Below are 18,295 nucleotides of genomic sequence, written 5' to 3'. Positions count from 1 at the left end.
GACAGGATGTCATTATTGTAGTGTATCCTTTAATGAATTGACCATAAAGCCAAAAGAAAAACAATATTAACTATTCTTTAAAAAATGAGTTTCTTTGTTATCAAAAAACTATATTTACGCCCGAAATTTTATCAATAATTTTGTATTATGGAATGCATCAGTGTTTTTGATATGCTGAAAATAGGCGTAGGTCCTTCAAGTTCACATACGTTAGGTCCCTGGCGTGCAGGAAGAAGATGGATCGCAGAACTTAAAGAAAAAGAACTCTTTGAATCTGTCTCAACAATTACTATCGATCTTTTTGGGTCATTATCACTAACAGGAAAAGGGCATGCTACCGACATTGCCGTAATTTTAGGTTTATGCGGTTACGATCCCCAAACTATCGATGTTTCTAAAATTGATGCTATTATTGACGACATAAACACTTCAAAACAACTCTTATTCAATAGTGAACTGCTGGTATCTTTTGATCCAAAAACACAAATTATATTTAATAGAGAGTTTAAAGAGTTTCATCCTAATGGTATGACTTTTCATGCCGATTTAAAAGATGGAAAAAAAGTATCGTCTTCTTTTTATTCTATTGGTGGAGGTTTTGTAGTAAAAGAAGAACGTAAAAGGAAAGAAAAAAAACTTACTGCTTTTAAACAATTTCCTATGCCAATTCATAAGGCAACCGATCTCTTAGGATATTGTACATCGAAAAACAAAAAAGTATCAGAAATTGTTCTAGACAATGAACGTTCATTACGAAGCGATGCTGAGATCGATGAAAGAATTGCACAAGTCTGGAAGGTAATGCTAGAGTCTATGTACACAGGTTGTCATACCGAAGGTACATTACCCGGTGGGTTAAATGTAAGACGAAGAGCATATGATACACATAAAAAACTAATTGGCACTACAAATTATACTACTCCAACAGAATGGATTGAAGCTATTCGAAATACCGAAGTAAAATTTCGTCAAATATTAAAATGGGTTTCTTGTTTTGCTTTGGCAGTGAATGAGGTAAATGCATCTCTGGGTCGTGTGGTTACTGCTCCTACTAATGGAAGTGCTGGTGTAATTCCGGCAGTAATGATGTATTATATGGTTATCGAAAACCATGATGCAAATTTTGATGATGTAAAACAATTTATGCTGGTTGCAGGAGAAATTGGAAGTCTTTTCAAAAAAGGAGCTACTATCTCTGCAGCTATGGGTGGTTGTCAGGCAGAAATTGGAGTCTCTTCTGCAATGGCTGCCGGAGCATTAACTGAGCTTATGGGGGGCACTCCAGAACAAGTACTAATGGCAAGTGAAATTGCAATGGAACATCACCTGGGATTAACATGTGATCCCATCGCCGGATTGGTACAGATCCCATGTATTGAACGAAATGCTATGGGAGCCATAAAAGCTATTAATGCCTGTGAAATGGCATTAGACACAAATGCTGCAAATGCTAAAGTACCATTAGATAAAGTAATAGAAACTATGTGGGAAACTGCTCAGGATATGAACACAAAGTATAAAGAAACCAGTGAAGGTGGTTTGGCCGTAAAAGTAAATCTTAGTGATTGTTAATCTATAAACCACCTGTAATGAGTGTAAAGCTCAAAGCTTATACCATATTACAAGTATTTTAATGAGTATATTACTATTTACACCCTTCTCTAAATCGAGTATCGGCAATAGCTATAATTTTCCAGGTTTTACCGTCATTAAATAGTTGAAATACATTTACGCCACAATGGCTAAAATTATCATTGACATAAAACTCATATGGAGTCCATGCATTTGCAATTGCAGAATCAGCTTCGATTTTAAAAGCTAATAAACGCTCATCCCATTTTTGTTCTGCTGGTCTGTTTTGTATAGCAATTAAAATCTTTTCTATATCATTCTTGACTGTTTTTATCTCTCCTTCTTTAGTTCTCACTATGGTTTGTACTGCTATATTTTTATCTATAGTAGTTTTCATTTTAGCAGTATCACCGGCATGAAAACCTTCAAAAAACTCTAAAACAGTCTGTTTCACTTCTTTTTCATAACGGTTTTGATCATCTTTAGATATATTTTTTTGAGAAAAAATATTGCATGAGAAGAATAAAACAACCAATATTGATACTTTATACATAATGTTCATTATTTTTGAATAGGTATAAAAATAAGATTTTAATCACTTCTATACTATAGAATTTTCACTTCATTGTATTAAAGAAAAATCAAAAATGAATTACACTTGTTACCATATAGGTAATTGATTACTTTTACAATCCTAAAAAAACAATTTAAAATGTCTACAGCAAAAAAAGATTATAAGCGCGTTACAGTAAAATCTCTTGTAGAGATGAAAGCTAACAAAGAAAAGATATCTATGCTAACTGCTTATGATTACACGATGGCCAAAATTGTAGATGGTGCCGGAGTGGATGTTATTCTAGTCGGGGATTCTGCTTCAAATGTAATGGCTGGTCATGAAACTACATTACCTATTACATTAGATCAGATGATTTATCATGCATCTTCTGTAATTCGAGCAATTGATCGTGCATTGATCGTTGTAGATTTACCTTTCGGAAGCTACCAGAGCGACCCTAAAGAAGCTTTACGTTCTGCAATTCGAATTATGAAAGAATCCGGAGGACATGCTGTAAAACTTGAAGGAGGAAAAGAAGTTAAAGACTCTATTAAAAGAATCCTTAATGCTGGTATACCGGTTATGGGACACCTTGGTCTAACTCCACAATCTATATATAAATTTGGAACCTATACTGTTCGTGCCAAAGAAGAACAGGAAGCACAGAAACTAAAACAAGATGCTCTTATGCTTGAAAAAGCAGGATGTTTTGCAATCGTTCTTGAAAAAGTTCCTGCCAAATTGGCTAAAGAAGTAGCCGAAAGTCTTACTATTCCTATTATTGGTATTGGTGCAGGAAACGGTGTAGATGGACAAGTATTGGTAACTCACGACATGTTAGGAATGACTCATGAATTTAATCCTCGTTTTTTAAGACGTTATTTAGACTTATATACAGAAATGACTAATGCTTTTAAACAATACGTTACCGATGTAAAAGCTGTTGATTTTCCTAATGAAAATGAGCAATATTAATTTCATTCGATTTAAAGTTTACCGATCAGACAGATTTTAATAAACTTTAAGATAGAGTTGAAGTCAATTATTAAAATGACATCAAAATTTATGTCCACGCTGCAATAGTTCTAAAAATCAAATGATCTAAAAGTCAAGGATGTCAAAAATCATTTCAAATAAAAACAATCTTCAGGTACTGCATGAAGATAATCATATTATTATTATTAATAAGCGCCCAGGGGATATTGTACAAGGTGATAAAACTGGTGATAAACCTCTTAGCGAAGTTGTCAAAGAGTATATTGCAGAAAAATACAATAAACCGGGTGCAGTATATCTGGGAGTTGTACACCGTTTAGATCGCCCTACCAGTGGGATTGTTGTATTTGCAAGAACAAGCAAAGCACTTCCCAGACTTAACGCATTATTTGCAAACAAAGAAGCTCAAAAAACATACTGGGCTGTGGTAAAAGATTGTCCTCCTAAAAAACATGACAACTTAACACATTGGCTAAAACGTAATCCAAGACAAAATAAGTCGTATGCACATACCACTGAAGTCCCTGATAGTAAAAAAGCAATTTTAGAATACCAACTAATCAAAAAATTAGATAACTATTGTTTATTAGAAATTGATCTTCATACGGGGCGTCATCATCAAATACGATCACAACTCTCTAGTATTGGTTGTATAATCAAAGGTGATCTAAAATATGGGGCACATCGTAGTAATAAAGACGGAAGTATTCATTTACATGCCCGAAAATTAAGTTTTATTCATCCTGTTAAAAAAGAAACTATAGCTGTCATCGCTCCTCCTCCTCCCGATCCTATTTGGAAAGATTGTTTGAATTAAGTTTTCGAGTTATTATCATTTAACTATTTGTAAGTTCGTATACTTTCTATCACTACAGATGTTAAAATCAAAACCCCACCTATAATCGTCGAAAGTACAGGGATTTCTCTTAAAAAAATGATTCCAAGAATAATACCATATACCGGTTGAACACTACCAATGATACTAGCCGTTGTTGCAGAAAATCGTTTAAAACTATACAAAAACAAGGTATGTCCTATTGCAGTCGTTAATAATGCTAAAACCAAAACAAAAGGAAATTGGCTAACAATGCCAGAGCTATCCATAATAAATAAAGCGGGCAGTAATAGTATTACCATTATTATTAATTGATACCACATTAACATAGAGCCATTATAATTACTAACTTTTGTTTTCATGATCAGATTTCTAAGAGCATAACATAATGCCGAAAATACTCCCATTGCGACGGCTTTAGCATATGTATTTTCTATACTAAAATCCGGAACCAAGAAATAAATTCCTACCAGGACAAGCATTCCCAGCATTAAATGCATTTTCTGAAACTTAACTTTTAATATCAAAGGTTCTAGTAACGCCGTAATAACTGGATAAGTAAATAAAGATAACATACCAATAGCTACATTCGACATTTTTAGAGCATAAAAATAAGTGATCCAATGTAGCCCCATAAGTATCCCTCCTACAAGAATCGGAATACGATCCTTAGCTTCAATTCTAAGTGATATCTTTTTCCATTTACAAAACAAGAATAATATGCATGCTGCTAAAATAGCTCTATATCCAATAATAACAGGTACAGGCATATCGATATGTCTTCCTAATACCCCCGAGGTACTAATGAGCAACATAGCAAAGTTTAACTCGAGTATATTTTTTAAGTGTTGATTATTTTTTAACAAAATTTATCGAATTAATGAAAAATTAGCATTAAAAACTTTTGGTATATCATTTTCAATATAATGTACTTTAAACCAATAATCACTTGCTGGTAATTGTTTTCCGCTATATGTTCCATCCCAATTACCATTTGCGCCAAGGTCTTTTAAGAGTTTCCCAAATCTATTAAAAATTAGAATCTGAGTTATTATCACATTTGTACTCCCTGTGATCCCCCAAGAGTCATGAAACCCATCTCCGTTAGGTGTAAAATATTTTGGATAATCTACTACTATTTCTACTTTAGATTCTAGTTCATCACACATACGCAAATCTCTAACAAATACTGTATGCTCTCCTCTAGAAACTCCTGTAAAGATATTAGACGCTTGCCAATCTCTATTATCTATTCTAAATTCATATGTTCCATTTCCGACCACTGTAACTTCAATAGTAGCATTATCAGAAAATGCTCCTGATAACAGTTCTGCTGTAATACTTTCTGGAGGATAAGAAGTTACTACCGATGTACTTTTTGATATTTCACACCCTGTAATTATACTTGTAGCTAATACACTATATTGCCCGGGAGCATCTGGTAAAAAAGAAGTATCTACTTCTCCTGGTATTTCATTTCCTGCCACAGGTGCAGTTCCTGTATACCATTGAAACGTATAATCCGAAGGTTTTAACCCTGTTTCTATACGATCTTCGGGAACCAGATTAAGCACTTGCCCACCTCTTTCTAAGCATAATGTATACTCATCTTCAAACTCAATAGGTTCAAAAGGGTTAACTATTAAGGTGATATGTTCTCCTAATCCCAAACAAGAATTCGCTCCGCTATTTTCTACTCTTACATATAGAGTAGCTCTAAAAGGAGATGAATTATTTCTATAATTAGAAATATTGGTTATCTCATTTTGTTCGGATAATGCATCTGCCTGATTTTCGTAATACCTAACCGTTAAATTTTGACCAACAGGATATAACTGTAATATTTGAGGAGTAGCATCACTAAAATCAAATGATGCAATCCCATCTGTAGGATCAACATCGTTTGCCTCGCATGCTGTATACGTAAGATTAAAATTAGCTGGAATTTGAGTTGATGAGACTTCGAGATCAATTCGTGATGTTCTAAAACAATCTGTTATAGATTCTACTCTGGCATATACAACACTGTTCTGTACAGTTGGATTGGCGTATGCTGTAAAATTGGTGATTTGATCTGCAGAATCTCCTCTAATAGCTTGCTGTTCTGTTAAATAATAGGAAAATGTCTCATTTGCTGCATTAGTAGATATCAAAGAATTTGCTTCAGATAAATTAAACAATGAAAAGCCATCAATATCATCATCGCATTGCAGGAGTCGTACCGAATTCAAAACATTTGGTGGAGGAACAAATTCAACATTAATAGAGTCAGACGACGAACATCCATTAGCGATATTTACTTCTACACTATACGTTCCATTTTGGGTGACCTCTAACTGAGCACCTCCTGCTATAATCGTTGTTCCGTCACCTGCCGCTAAAGGTGCTCCATTTTTTTTCCAGGTATAGGTAGGGTTATTTCCTACTGTAGCATTAAGGGTAATCGGTACTCCCAGACATCCCGGGTTACCAGACGCTAATGTTCTGTCTTCTCCCAAATCTCCTCCAATATTAAAACTTCCAGCGGCTAGAAATACTGCAGAATCAAACTGCCCATCTCGATGTTCTGCAATCACTAATTTAATTGTATATCGCTCACCAACCACTACACTTCCTTCGGCTGTCAATACTTTTGTATATCCATTAAAATCTATAGGAGCAGCACCTCCTGGCCGAATTGTTCTATTATAGAAATTTGGATTTCTTGGAGGGCATTCTGAAACCTGATTAATTATATCAACAAAATCTCCGTCATTATTTAAATCTACTCCTTCATTAACTGTAGTTACTTTAATAGGAGTATTAGTACCTGGTACAACTGCTAAGTTCCTCGAATTTCCGAATGAATCAGTAAGTATAAAAGCAAAAACATCAGAAAACGTACAAGGAAAAGCTTCTGTATACTCTTCTGAAGCAAATAAAAAATCGAAGCTTATAAAATCTATAGTTGGTACAAAATCAAATTGGATATAACTAGCATTATGTAAATTAACTGTACTAGTAACTGATCCCAAATCGCTATCACCTCCCCATCCCGAATTATCACCTTCGGACAATGCAATGGGACCGTTTGGGCCAACTGCGCTCCTTGCATTTCCGGTACTTAAAATGACACCTCTATCAATCTCAAAACCAGAATTATTAGATTCAAAATAACCTATACCATTAAATCCAAAATTGGCTCCGGTAAAAGAAGATATATTTTCTACAGTTGCACAAGGACTATCTATCAAAACGTCTTCTACTAATTGCTCTACAGTAAAAGAACTATCATCTACCGTTATCTGAGCCTGAGCATTAGTAGATAACACGATAAGAAAACAAACATAAAAAACTCTTTTTGCAGTTGAGTTTTTCGGTATCCATAAATTCATTACGACTTACTATTAAATGGAATATACCCGACATGCTCATATTCCTTATTCTTAAAGAGAAAGTTACACCGTTGGATATTACAAATTAAAACACGGGTATTTTAATTATACAAAGTATTCCAATTATTTTTCAAAGGGCGAAAGATATAAAATACTAATTAACTTTCAGCTCTTTATAAAATTAAGTTACCTTATTAACCCTTTTGCTTTCTCCTTTATTATATCTGCAACAGGTCTCCCTTCAATATTACTTTCGAGCCACGAAAGAATATCCAGATACAAAAAAGCTCTCTTTTCATAAGGGTGATCTTCATATTGTTTTAATCTTTTATGAAGTTTTCTAAATTCGTCTTTAATCTGGTGAGGAAAAATATCTCCAAGATTTTTAAGGAATTTGATCATTTCTTTTTGCACTTCATGCAGATCATTCATTTTTATTAAGAATCGATAGGTCTCTTTTAGTTGGGTTTCTAAATGATAATCCATGCCAGCTTCATAATGAGCTACCAAACTTAATACTCTAGAGAAGCACATTAGATCCTCTCTCATCTTCAAAGATTTATTATTGATAATTTTGGTTAAATATTCAATACATTTTCGATGATTTGCCATTCCAAAATATAAACAACCAATCTTATAATAGAGTACCATTATATGATGATCATCCAAACGATTTTTAAATTCTGATATTCCGCTAAGAATCTCTTCTACCAAATATTCTCCTTCGTCAAAACTTCCCTCTAAAAAATGAACATTCAACTTATTATTATAAATAAACTGAAAAGATAAAACCTCTATATTATCATCTTTAGGAAAAGTAAGATCTGTAATCCTGTTTTCGAATTCTTGCAAGGTCGATTTTAATTGTGTTTTATCTTTTATGAGATACAAAGATTCTAATAAATAGTGATTACCTCTAAGAAAAAAAACAGGGTTTTGAACAATCATTTTTGGGTGTTCATAAAATAAATCTAACCATTTCTTCGAATATTTATAGCAGGATAAAAAATCCTGAACAATAAAACTATACCATAGGTGAGCTTTATATAGCCAAAGTTTTTCTCTAAACCCTAGCATATTCCATTCATACTTTGGCAGTTTCCCATTAAAATAATTAGTAATTTCCTGGTGTTCTTTATCATTTCTTACATAACCACTTTTAAGCATCAGACCATATAACTGAAGAGATAAATTAGATAATCTGCTGGTCAACACATTTTTCATACTCAACATCTTGGCTTCGATTGTTAGTTCATCTGCCCTACTATTGATACTTCTGGTTATGTATTGTGTTTCTATAATTTTTTCGAACTCTACGATTTCATAAGCAATATTATGCTCTTCATTTTCCATAGCTAGAGTTTTCGCTTTATCTAATATTTTAAGGCTTTGTTTATAAAGTCCTTTATGATATAAAATAGAAGCAAAATCTAATTGTTCTCGTATTTGTGATCGTGTATTTTGATGTAATGGGCTTAGTCTTAAACTAATTAATATTTGCTTATATAAATGAGCTTTAAGATTAGAAAATTGTTGTTTTTTTACAATTCCTTTTGAAACAATAAGATCTTCATCCAGAGTATCGTGTTTATCCAAATGATTAAAAAGAGCTAGAAATTTAGAATCTGTGTTCACTCCTAGTCGTCCTACATATACCTTAAATTGTCGTTTTTCTGATTTAGAAAGTGACTTCACTAAAACAAACAATGGATCTTTTTGGTCATTAGTCATTGTATGAAAATATAATATAATTAACTGATTTAAAAATAGTTATGTTTTAATTAAAAGATTTTAGCATTGTAAAATCAGTAATCAAATACTTCCCTTTTGAATTCCCAAAATATAAATTCGTAAGAGATTAAAGAAACATCTTTTAAGAATATTTTAAAATAATGATGTTTTTATAGATAACACTAAAAGTCAAATTCACTGTATTTCTATGAGTAATAATAAAGTTCAAATATTCGATACCACATTAAGAGACGGAGAACAGGTCCCTGGATGTAAATTAAATACGCAACAGAAATTAGTTATTGCAGAACAACTCGACCTTTTGGGTGTAGATATTATAGAAGCAGGATTCCCTGTTTCGAGCCCGGGAGATTTTACTTCGGTAAGTGAAATAGCCAAAATCGTAAAAAATGCAACTGTATGTGGATTAACCAGAGCTGTAGAAAAAGATATTAAAGTTGCTGCAGAAGCTTTAAGTTATGCAAAAAGACCTAGAATTCATACGGGTATAGGTACTTCTGAGTCTCATATTAAATATAAATTTAATTCTACTCAAGATAAGGTTATAGAAAAAGGAGTTGCCGCGGTTAAATATGCAAAATCTTTTGTAGAGGATGTTGAGTTTTTTGCAGAAGATGCCGGGAGAACTGATAATGAATTTTTAGCTCGTGTATGTGAAGCTATGATCAAAGCTGGGGCAACGGTGCTTAATATTCCTGATACAACAGGGTACTGCTTACCAGAAGAATACGGTGCCAAAATTAAATATCTTAAAGAGAATGTAAAGGGTATAGACAATGTTATTATTTCTTGTCACTGCCATAATGATTTAGGCCTCGCTACTGCAAATTCTATCGCAGGAGCAATTAATGGTGCTCGACAAATTGAATGTACTATCAACGGTATTGGTGAGCGTGCAGGTAATACATCTCTAGAAGAAGTAGTTATGATTATGAAACAACATCCATACTTAAATCTAAATACTGATATTGACTCTAAATTATTATACAGCACCAGTCAAATGGTATCTGATCATATGGGTATGATGGTACAACCCAATAAAGCAATTGTAGGAGCTAATGCTTTTGCTCATAGTTCGGGAATACATCAGGATGGAGTAATTAAGAATCGGGAAACATATGAAATCATTGATCCCGAAGAAGTTGGAGTTACAGAATCTGCTATTGTACTTACTGCCAGAAGTGGTAGAGCTGCATTAGCTTATAGAGCCAAAAAAGTTGGTTACGAATTATCTAAACTTCAATTAGATGATGTTTATTCAGAATTTTTGAAATTTGCTGATCGTAAGAAAGAAGTTATCGATGAAGATATTCATCAAATTATGAAAAATACTAATGTAGCTACTGTAGTAGCATAAATAATACTAAAAACCTACAAAAGCTTTATTCCTTTTGTAGGTGTTTTATATACATATGAAGAAAACTTTATTTGACAAAGTATGGGATGCACATGTAGTTAAAGAGATACAAGACGGCCCACAAATATTATATATTGACAAACATTTAATCCACGAGGTTACTAGTCCACAAGCATTTGGAGAATTAGAACAACGTGGGATTCCTGTTTTTAGACCCGATCAGATTGTAGCTACTGCAGATCATAATACTCCTACAGAAGATCAACACCTTCCTGTTAAAGATGCATTATCCAGAAATCAACTAGAGCAGCTTACCAAAAACTGTGAGAAAAATGACATTACATTATATGGTCTTGGTCATAAATATAATGGTATTGTTCATGTAATGGCACCAGAATTAGGTATTACACAACCTGGAATGACTATGGTCTGTGGGGATAGCCATACATCTACACACGGTGCATTTGGAACTATTGCTTTTGGTATAGGAACCAGTCAGGTAGCACAGGTATTCGCCAGTCAGTGTTTACTACTTCAGAAACCAAAAAGCCTTAGAGTAAATGTAAATGGGCAGTTAAAACCAGGTGTATTACCAAAAGATGTAATTTTATATGTAATTGCAAAACTTGGTACTAATGCTGGTACTGGCTATTTTTGTGAATATGCTGGTAATGTATTTGAAGATATGTCAATGGAAGGTAGAATGACCGTCTGCAATATGAGTATCGAAATGGGTGCCCGAGGAGGAATGATCGCTCCAGATGAAACTACTTTTGAATATATCAAAGGAAAAAAATTCGCTCCTACAGGAGCCGAATTCGACAAGAAAGTAGCCTATTGGAAAACACTACCTACAGATAAAGATGCTGTATTTGACAAAGAGTATCATTTTGATGCGGCAGATATAGAACCCATGATTACTTATGGTACCAACCCAGGAATGGGAATCAAAATATCAGAAAATATACCTGTAGATAATAATGCATCATTCGAAAAATCATTAGCATATATGAATTTTGAGAAAGGGCAATCATTGGTAAATCAAGAAATTAATTATGTTTTTATAGGAAGCTGTACTAATAGTAGAATTGAAGATTTTAGAATTGCTGCCAACTATATCAAAGGGAAGAAAAAAGCCAATAATGTAACTGCCTGGTTTGTTCCGGGATCACAACTCGTAGCACAGCAGATCGTTGAAGAAGGACTAAAAGATGTTTTTGAAGAAGCAGGATTTCGATTACGGCAACCTGGGTGTTCTGCTTGCCTGGCGATGAACGATGATAAAATTCCGGAAGGAGAATATTGCGTATCTACTTCTAATCGAAATTTTGAAGGAAGACAAGGACAAGGAGCAAGAACAATTTTAGCAAGCCCTTTGGTTGCTGCAGCCACAGCTATAGAAGGTAAAATTATTGACATTACTAAACAATTAAACTAATTATGGATAAGTTTACTAAACTAACATCCTCTGCTATACCGTTATCTATAGAAAATGTAGATACAGATCAAATCATTCCTGCACGTTTTTTAAAAGCTACCAGTCGAGAAGGATTTGGAGAAAATTTATTTAGAGATTGGCGCTTTCATAAAGATGGAAGTATAAATCAGGATTTTGTATTGAATGATACTAAGTATAAAGGTAAAATATTAGTAGCAGGAGATAATTTTGGATGTGGATCTAGTAGAGAACATGCTGCCTGGGCAATTAATGATTATGGTTTTAAAGTAGTAGTATCCAGTTTTTTTGCTGATATTTTTAAAGGAAACGCTCTTAATAATGGAGTACTACCCATTCAAGTAACTCCAAAATATCTACAGGAGCTATTTAATGAAATCCAAAAAGATACCAATACACAATTTGAAGTAGATCTTGAGAATCAGAAAATTACCATTCTCGCTACTGGTTCTTCTTCATCTTTTGAAATTAACTCATATAAAAAGACCTGTCTTATGAATGGCTATGATGATATTGATTTTTTAATCAGCAATAAGGCAGAAATAGAAGAATTTGAAAACAAAAGAATATAAATATATAAGCCATCTGGCTAAGCTTGTCTAAGTCTTATTAATTATAATTAAAAACAAAAAAACACATCGACAAGCTTAGTATGACAAAAAGAATAAACTTATGAAATTAGATATCGCAGTATTATCAGGAGACGGTATTGGTCCAGAAGTAACCGCACAGGCTATAAAAGCTTTAGAAGCAATCGCTCATAACTTTGATCATTCTTTTATCTTTAAAGAAGGATTAGTAGGTGCTATTGCCATTGATAAAACAGGAAACCCATTACCAGACGAAACATTAGAACTATGTGTACAAACAGATGCTGTTTTGTTTGGTGCTATTGGTGCTCCAAAATACGATAATGATCCTAGTGCTGCGGTTCGCCCCGAACAAGGATTATTAAAATTACGAAAAGAACTTGGGCTCTATGCTAATATTCGTCCGGTAAAAGCTTATCCTACCTTAATCGATAAGTCGCCTCTTAAACGTGAGATTATAGAAGGAACAGATATTTCTATCTATCGTGAATTAACAGGTGGTATTTATTTTGGTAAAAAAGAATTAAGTGATGACGGCAATATTGCTTCTGATCTTTGTGAATATTCTAGAGAAGAAATTGAACGTATTGCTCATTTGGCATTTAAAGCTGCTCAAAAACGAAGAAAAAAGCTAACGTTGGTGGATAAAGCCAACGTATTAGAATCATCTCGCCTATGGCGAAAAGTAGTTACCGAAATTGCTACTGCTTATAGCGATGTGACCTTAGATTTTTTATTTGTTGATAATGCCGCAATGCAAATGATACTTAATCCAAGCCAGTTTGATGTAATTCTTACCGAAAATATGTTTGGTGATATCATTTCTGACGAAGCTAGTGTTATTGGTGGATCTATTGGTCTATTAGCGTCTGCTTCTATCGGAAATACCTGTTGTATGTTTGAACCTATACATGGATCTTATCCACAGGCAACAGGAAAAGGAATAGCTAATCCAATTGCTGCTATACTATCTGCCGCTATGCTATTAGAGCATTTTAATTTATTAGGAGAAGCCAATGCGATTAGAGATGCTGTAGAAAAAGCATTAGAATTAAATCTTACTACTTCTGATTTAAACCCTAGTAACCCGCTAACCACAGAGAAAGTCGGAGATTTTATTGCAGATTATATTTTAAACCCAGAAGATTCTAATATCAATTTTGAGAATATACACGTAGGACAATCTACGATTATATAATTTTTTAAATAATGATTCTGTTTAAAAGCAATCAAAGAGGTGTCTTTGGTTGCTTTTTTGATTTTATAATAAATAAATCAGATAAGATTATACACTGAACAAAAGGAGATTTTATCAATACTTTCCTAATACCTTTTCTACACACATAATTACGGATGAATTAAAAGTGTAGTTCACAATTTATCAAGCTGTATACATTTCTATATATATTTTAACAATACTCTATATAATTTATTAAAAATAGAAAACAACATAACCCTAATTGTTAAAACAGTACAAAATTACCAATTACTAACACTATATTATCTCATATTTTATTCCTCATAATTTTGATGGTATTATTGTTAATATAAATACAAACTAACTCTAATATTTTCAATCTTATAACCAATGAAACACAAACTCCAAACAGTAATCACCTTCGTACTATTTTGTATGTTGGTAAGCTTCAGCCATGCACAAAACAGATGTGGTACAAAATTATCACCCGAAGAAGAAGCTAATTTCAAAAAAACAATCAATAAAGTAAAAAGCTTTAAAAAAACAGGTATACAAAGTAAGTCTGCTGCAACTCCATACGTTATCCCTGTAGTATTTCATATTTTACATAACGGAGGAGGATCTGTTAGTAAAGCAGATATGAAATGTAGAATTGATGACGTCTTTAAAACAATCAATGGGGATTTTAATGGCACATTTCCTGGGTTTAATCAAATCGACCCCAGATTCGAATCTATTAAAGATAAAATGAATATTGAATTTATACCGGCCTCTGTTGATCCCGATGGAAATACTATGGATACTCCTGGTATGAATTGGCAGGCTGACGCTAATATTGCATATGGTTATGATCCTAATATTTATAAATATATGTGGTGGGGTAAAAAAAACAAATACTATTTAGATGTAGTCGTTGTAGATGCTCCTAATGAAAAAGGAGGTACTAATGGGTCAGGACATGCTTTTCTTCCTATTCAGGATGTAATACCTCATGTAACTTATAATTGGAGGTATGTGGGTAGTACCTGCGGATCACAATCTGCACCTGGATTTGAAAAAGTAATGACTCACGAATTTGGTCACTATTTTGGATTAAGACATACATTTTATGAAAGTTGCGATGCTACTAATGATGGAATCGATGACACTCCCCCAACTACACAAGCAGAAGGATGTGAAAGAGATAAACTAAATAATTGTGGTGTGTATGCAAATCTTGAGAATCATATGGACTACAATACCAGCTGCCAGAATATGTTCACAAAAGGACAAGTAAGTGCAATGACTTATTGGTTAGAAGATAGTACTGAAGCATTATATTCTAGACGTTTACTTTGGCAGGATAGTAACTTAAGCTCTGTAGGAATACTTAAAAGAGCACCTATAGCAGATTTTGTTAGCGATTATACTGCTGTTTGCGATGGGAAATCTATCACTTTTGAAGATCTTTCATTAGGCTTACCTACTTCTTGGCAATGGCAATTTGAAGGCGGGTCGCCATCAACATCTTCAGAAAAAAACCCTGTAATACGATATGATAATTCTGGGATATACAAAGTTCGCCTTGTTGCAAGCAATGACTCTGGACAAAACACAGAGGAAAAAAACGGTTATATCTATATAAACCAAAAAACATCATCGGGATTGTCAGAAAATTTTCAAGGACAATTCCCGCCTACAGAATGGGATATTATTAACCCTGATAAAGGATTTGGTTGGGAAAAAAGAAGTGATGCCGGAAATGGAGACAGTTCTAGTATAATAATGAATAACTCTGACAATGCAATTGTAGGAGAAGAAGATTTTCTTAGATTGCCATATTATGATTTCTCTTCAGCAAAAAATAGTCAGATGTATTTTGATCTTGCCTATACCAAGTTTGATGATGCCAGCCCTGACAAATTAAAGGTACAAGTATCTAAAGATTGCGGAAATTCATGGATAGATGTTTATTCTAAAACGCATACCGAATTAGAAACCAAAAATGTAACAACAGGTCTCTCTAACGATTGGATTCCTAAACAAGAATCTGACTGGAGGAAAGAAGTTATTGACCTTAGTGCTTATGATGGTGAATCTGAAATAACTATTAGATTTATGAATATATCTGGATACGGAACCAGAATATGGATAGACAATATTAATGTCTTAATTAATAACGATACTGCTCCGGTTTCTGACTTTTATTCTAGCAAAAGAGTTTCTAATTGTAATAGTACCGAAATCTCTTTTAAAGATGTTTCTGTAGGAAATCCTACTTCCTGGAACTGGACATTCGAAGGAGGTACTCCTTCTTCTTCAACCGATAAAAACCCTAAAGTAACCTATAATAACCCGGGATCCTACAACGTATCTCTTGCAACAAGTAATGCTAATGGTACTGGTAATACAATAACAAAAAATGCATACATAACCGTTACAAATCCAACAACAAACTCTTTTACAGAGGGGTTTGAAGGGAGTTTCCCACCATCTGGATGGGAAATCATAGATAATGATGGAGAATTAGCTTGGGAAAAAAGTAATGCTGCAGGTCGAAACTCTTCCTCTTGTATGATTATGAATAATACAGATAACGAAGAAGTCGGAGAAATAGATGAAATTATTCTTAACCCAATAGATATGTCTGGCGGAGAAACTACCTTTTCTTTTGATTTGGCGTATACCAAATTTGATAATGACAGTAAAGACAAATTAAGAATATTGGTTTCTACCAATTGCGGAAGCTCCTGGACAGAAGTATACTCAAAAACACATACAGAACTAGAGACTGTAGCCACAACAGATGATCCCGATACCTGGATTAATGAAATTAACCTATGGGTACCCACACAGGATTCACATTGGAGAACAGAAAATGTATCATTATCCCAATTTAGTGGAAAAGAAAATGTACTGATAAAACTAGAAAATACATCTGGTTATGGAACCAGAATCTGGATCGATAATATGAAATTTGATATTGAAAATTCTAGTGGAAACAATTTATCGGTACCAACAGGCTTATTGGCATCTAATGTATCAGAAACATCATTAACACTATCTTGGGACCCAGCACCAAATAATGAACAAGTAGTTGGTTATGATATATATCAAGATAATGCAATCACTACATCAGTAACAGGAACATCTGCCAATATTACAGGATTAACTGCAAATACAGCATATCAATATAAAATAAAAGCTAAAGATGCTTCAGGTAATACTTCTGAGTTTAGTAATATCGTAAATGTTACCACTTCTAGCGAACCAGGTCCAACTTGTACAGATGGAATTCAAAATGGAGATGAAACCGGGATAGATTGCGGAGGCTCTTGCAAACCATGTACCCCTTCGTCTTATTGTTCTTCTAATGGAAGTAATCCTAATGATGAATATATTAGTCGTATACAATTAGGAAATATTGATAAAACTTCTACCGCTGGCAATGGGGGATACAGTGATTTCACATCAGAATCTACTCTGTTATCAAAAGGAGCAGTACAAACGATTACAATTACTCCTACATGGTCATCAACTGTGTACTCAGAAGGATACAGTGTATGGATTGATTACAATCAAGATGGGGATTTCGAAGATTCTGGCGAGCAAGTATTTAGTAAAAGTCCTTCAAAAGATACTCCTATAAAAGGAGAGTTTACTGTACCAGATGGAGCAAAAAATGGAAATACCAGAATGAGAGTATCTATGGCATACAATACAATTCCTGGTACTTGTGAAACATTTGATTATGGTGAAGTTGAAGACTATACCGTTTCTATAGAAGGAACAACATCTACCCCTACCTGTACAGACGGTATCCAAAATGGAGATGAAACCGGAGTAGATTGCGGTGGAAGCTCTTGTCCCCCATGTAACAATACCGATGGAATTGTTTATGTAAACATTGAAGATCTTACAGTAAGTTCATCTAATACCTGGGAATTTTTCCGAATCGAAGTCGGTGATGATAGAGATTATGGTGCCTGGTTCACTAGCAATTCGGTACGATTAGTTACATATGACAAAAATATTGTGTGTGAAGGAAACGAAGGTAATATAACACTAATTGGAGAAGGTGAAGGAATTGATGGTTCTGATAATTTTATAGCAAAACCAAACAGCTATATTATAAGTTCATCTTCTTATACTGCTTGGAATGGGAAATCAGGATTTATAGGATTTACCTTTAAGATTAATGGAAATACACATTATGGATGGTTTCATATATCTGTTGCTAACAATGGTTTATCCTATACCATACTGGATTACGCATATAACAAAAAACCAAATGAGATTATTTATACCCGATCTTCAAATGGGATAAATAATGATATAGCAAACAAAGGAATTTCTGAAAACAAAACATTCACATCTCCCAATCCTTTTACCGATACCTTTGTGATTAATACTTCGAAACTTGACAAAACCAATATCACGGTTAAAGTATTTGACATACACGGAAAACTTCTGATACAAGAAGAATATACAAAAAATCCTAGATCTATAATTTTAGGAAATGAGCTTAAAATGGCTGGGATTTATTTTGTTCAAGTACAAACAAATTCAAAAATGGAAACATTAAGAATTCTTAAGTACTAAATAACTTTAAATTTGTTTTTGAAAAAAG

General features: G+C 33.6%; 12 protein-coding genes. 8 read left to right on the top strand and 4 right to left on the bottom strand.

Going from position 1 to position 18,295, the window contains the following annotated elements; translation table 11 throughout:
• The first annotated feature begins 147 nt into the window (after nucleotides 1-147).
• Complete coding sequence (locus ATO12_RS23335; protein ID WP_034247276.1) at nucleotides 148-1,572, top strand: L-serine ammonia-lyase; 1,425 nt, start codon at nucleotides 148-150, stop codon at nucleotides 1,570-1,572.
• A 73-nt stretch (nucleotides 1,573-1,645) separates the two neighbouring features.
• On the opposite strand, the gene ATO12_RS23330 is transcribed toward ATO12_RS23335, so the two are convergent.
• Entirely contained in the window at nucleotides 1,646-2,125 is a 480-nt protein-coding gene (locus ATO12_RS23330) for a nuclear transport factor 2 family protein (protein WP_034247274.1), read from the bottom strand.
• Between the two features lie 159 nt (nucleotides 2,126-2,284).
• Here ATO12_RS23330 and panB point away from each other — a divergent pair, with 159 nt between their 5' ends.
• Nucleotides 2,285-3,103, top strand: a complete 819-nt coding sequence (panB, locus tag ATO12_RS23325; RefSeq protein WP_034247272.1) for a 3-methyl-2-oxobutanoate hydroxymethyltransferase — start codon at nucleotides 2,285-2,287, stop codon at nucleotides 3,101-3,103.
• A 139-nt stretch (nucleotides 3,104-3,242) separates the two neighbouring features.
• Nucleotides 3,243-3,941 (top strand): RluA family pseudouridine synthase, encoded by a 699-nt coding sequence (locus ATO12_RS23320; RefSeq protein ID WP_034247270.1) that lies wholly within the window; start codon nucleotides 3,243-3,245, stop codon nucleotides 3,939-3,941.
• A 23-nt stretch (nucleotides 3,942-3,964) separates the two neighbouring features.
• Here ATO12_RS23320 and ATO12_RS23315 read toward each other — a convergent pair whose 3' ends face one another.
• The 3 genes from ATO12_RS23315 to ATO12_RS23305 form a co-directional block, all read right to left on the bottom strand.
• Nucleotides 3,965-4,774, bottom strand: coding sequence for a DMT family transporter (locus tag ATO12_RS23315; protein WP_051576052.1), 810 nt, complete (start codon nucleotides 4,772-4,774; stop codon nucleotides 3,965-3,967).
• A 54-nt stretch (nucleotides 4,775-4,828) separates the two neighbouring features.
• The gene (locus ATO12_RS23310; RefSeq protein WP_034247266.1) at nucleotides 4,829-7,333 is read right to left on the bottom strand and encodes a choice-of-anchor L domain-containing protein; all 2,505 of its coding nucleotides are present in this window, start codon (nucleotides 7,331-7,333) and stop codon (nucleotides 4,829-4,831) included.
• Between the two features lie 186 nt (nucleotides 7,334-7,519).
• Nucleotides 7,520-9,064 (bottom strand): class I SAM-dependent methyltransferase, encoded by a 1,545-nt coding sequence (locus tag ATO12_RS23305; protein ID WP_034247264.1) that lies wholly within the window; start codon nucleotides 9,062-9,064, stop codon nucleotides 7,520-7,522.
• Nucleotides 9,065-9,272: 208 nt separating this feature from the next.
• On the opposite strand from ATO12_RS23305, the gene ATO12_RS23300 reads away from it, so the two are divergent.
• From ATO12_RS23300 to ATO12_RS23280, 5 genes are all read left to right on the top strand, one after another.
• Nucleotides 9,273-10,442, top strand: a complete 1,170-nt coding sequence (locus ATO12_RS23300) for a 2-isopropylmalate synthase (RefSeq protein WP_025667934.1) — start codon at nucleotides 9,273-9,275, stop codon at nucleotides 10,440-10,442.
• A 55-nt stretch (nucleotides 10,443-10,497) separates the two neighbouring features.
• Complete coding sequence (gene leuC / locus ATO12_RS23295; protein ID WP_034247263.1) at nucleotides 10,498-11,880, top strand: 3-isopropylmalate dehydratase large subunit; 1,383 nt, start codon at nucleotides 10,498-10,500, stop codon at nucleotides 11,878-11,880.
• Nucleotides 11,881-11,882: 2 nt separating this feature from the next.
• Nucleotides 11,883-12,470, top strand: a complete 588-nt coding sequence (leuD, locus tag ATO12_RS23290) for a 3-isopropylmalate dehydratase small subunit (RefSeq protein ID WP_034247261.1) — start codon at nucleotides 11,883-11,885, stop codon at nucleotides 12,468-12,470.
• A 100-nt stretch (nucleotides 12,471-12,570) separates the two neighbouring features.
• Nucleotides 12,571-13,686, top strand: coding sequence for a 3-isopropylmalate dehydrogenase (gene leuB / locus ATO12_RS23285; protein ID WP_034247259.1), 1,116 nt, complete (start codon nucleotides 12,571-12,573; stop codon nucleotides 13,684-13,686).
• 390 nt (nucleotides 13,687-14,076) lie between these two features.
• On the top strand, nucleotides 14,077-18,267 hold the full coding sequence (locus tag ATO12_RS23280; RefSeq protein WP_081802149.1) for a M43 family zinc metalloprotease: 4,191 nt from the start codon (nucleotides 14,077-14,079) through the stop codon (nucleotides 18,265-18,267).
• The last annotated feature ends 28 nt before the right edge of the window (nucleotides 18,268-18,295 follow it).

Source organism: Aquimarina atlantica, from assembly GCF_000626715.1.
GTDB classification, from domain to species: domain Bacteria; phylum Bacteroidota; class Bacteroidia; order Flavobacteriales; family Flavobacteriaceae; genus Aquimarina; species Aquimarina atlantica.
The sequence above is the reverse complement of the archived record's forward strand: the minus strand, read 5'-3'. Positions and strand labels throughout refer to the sequence as shown.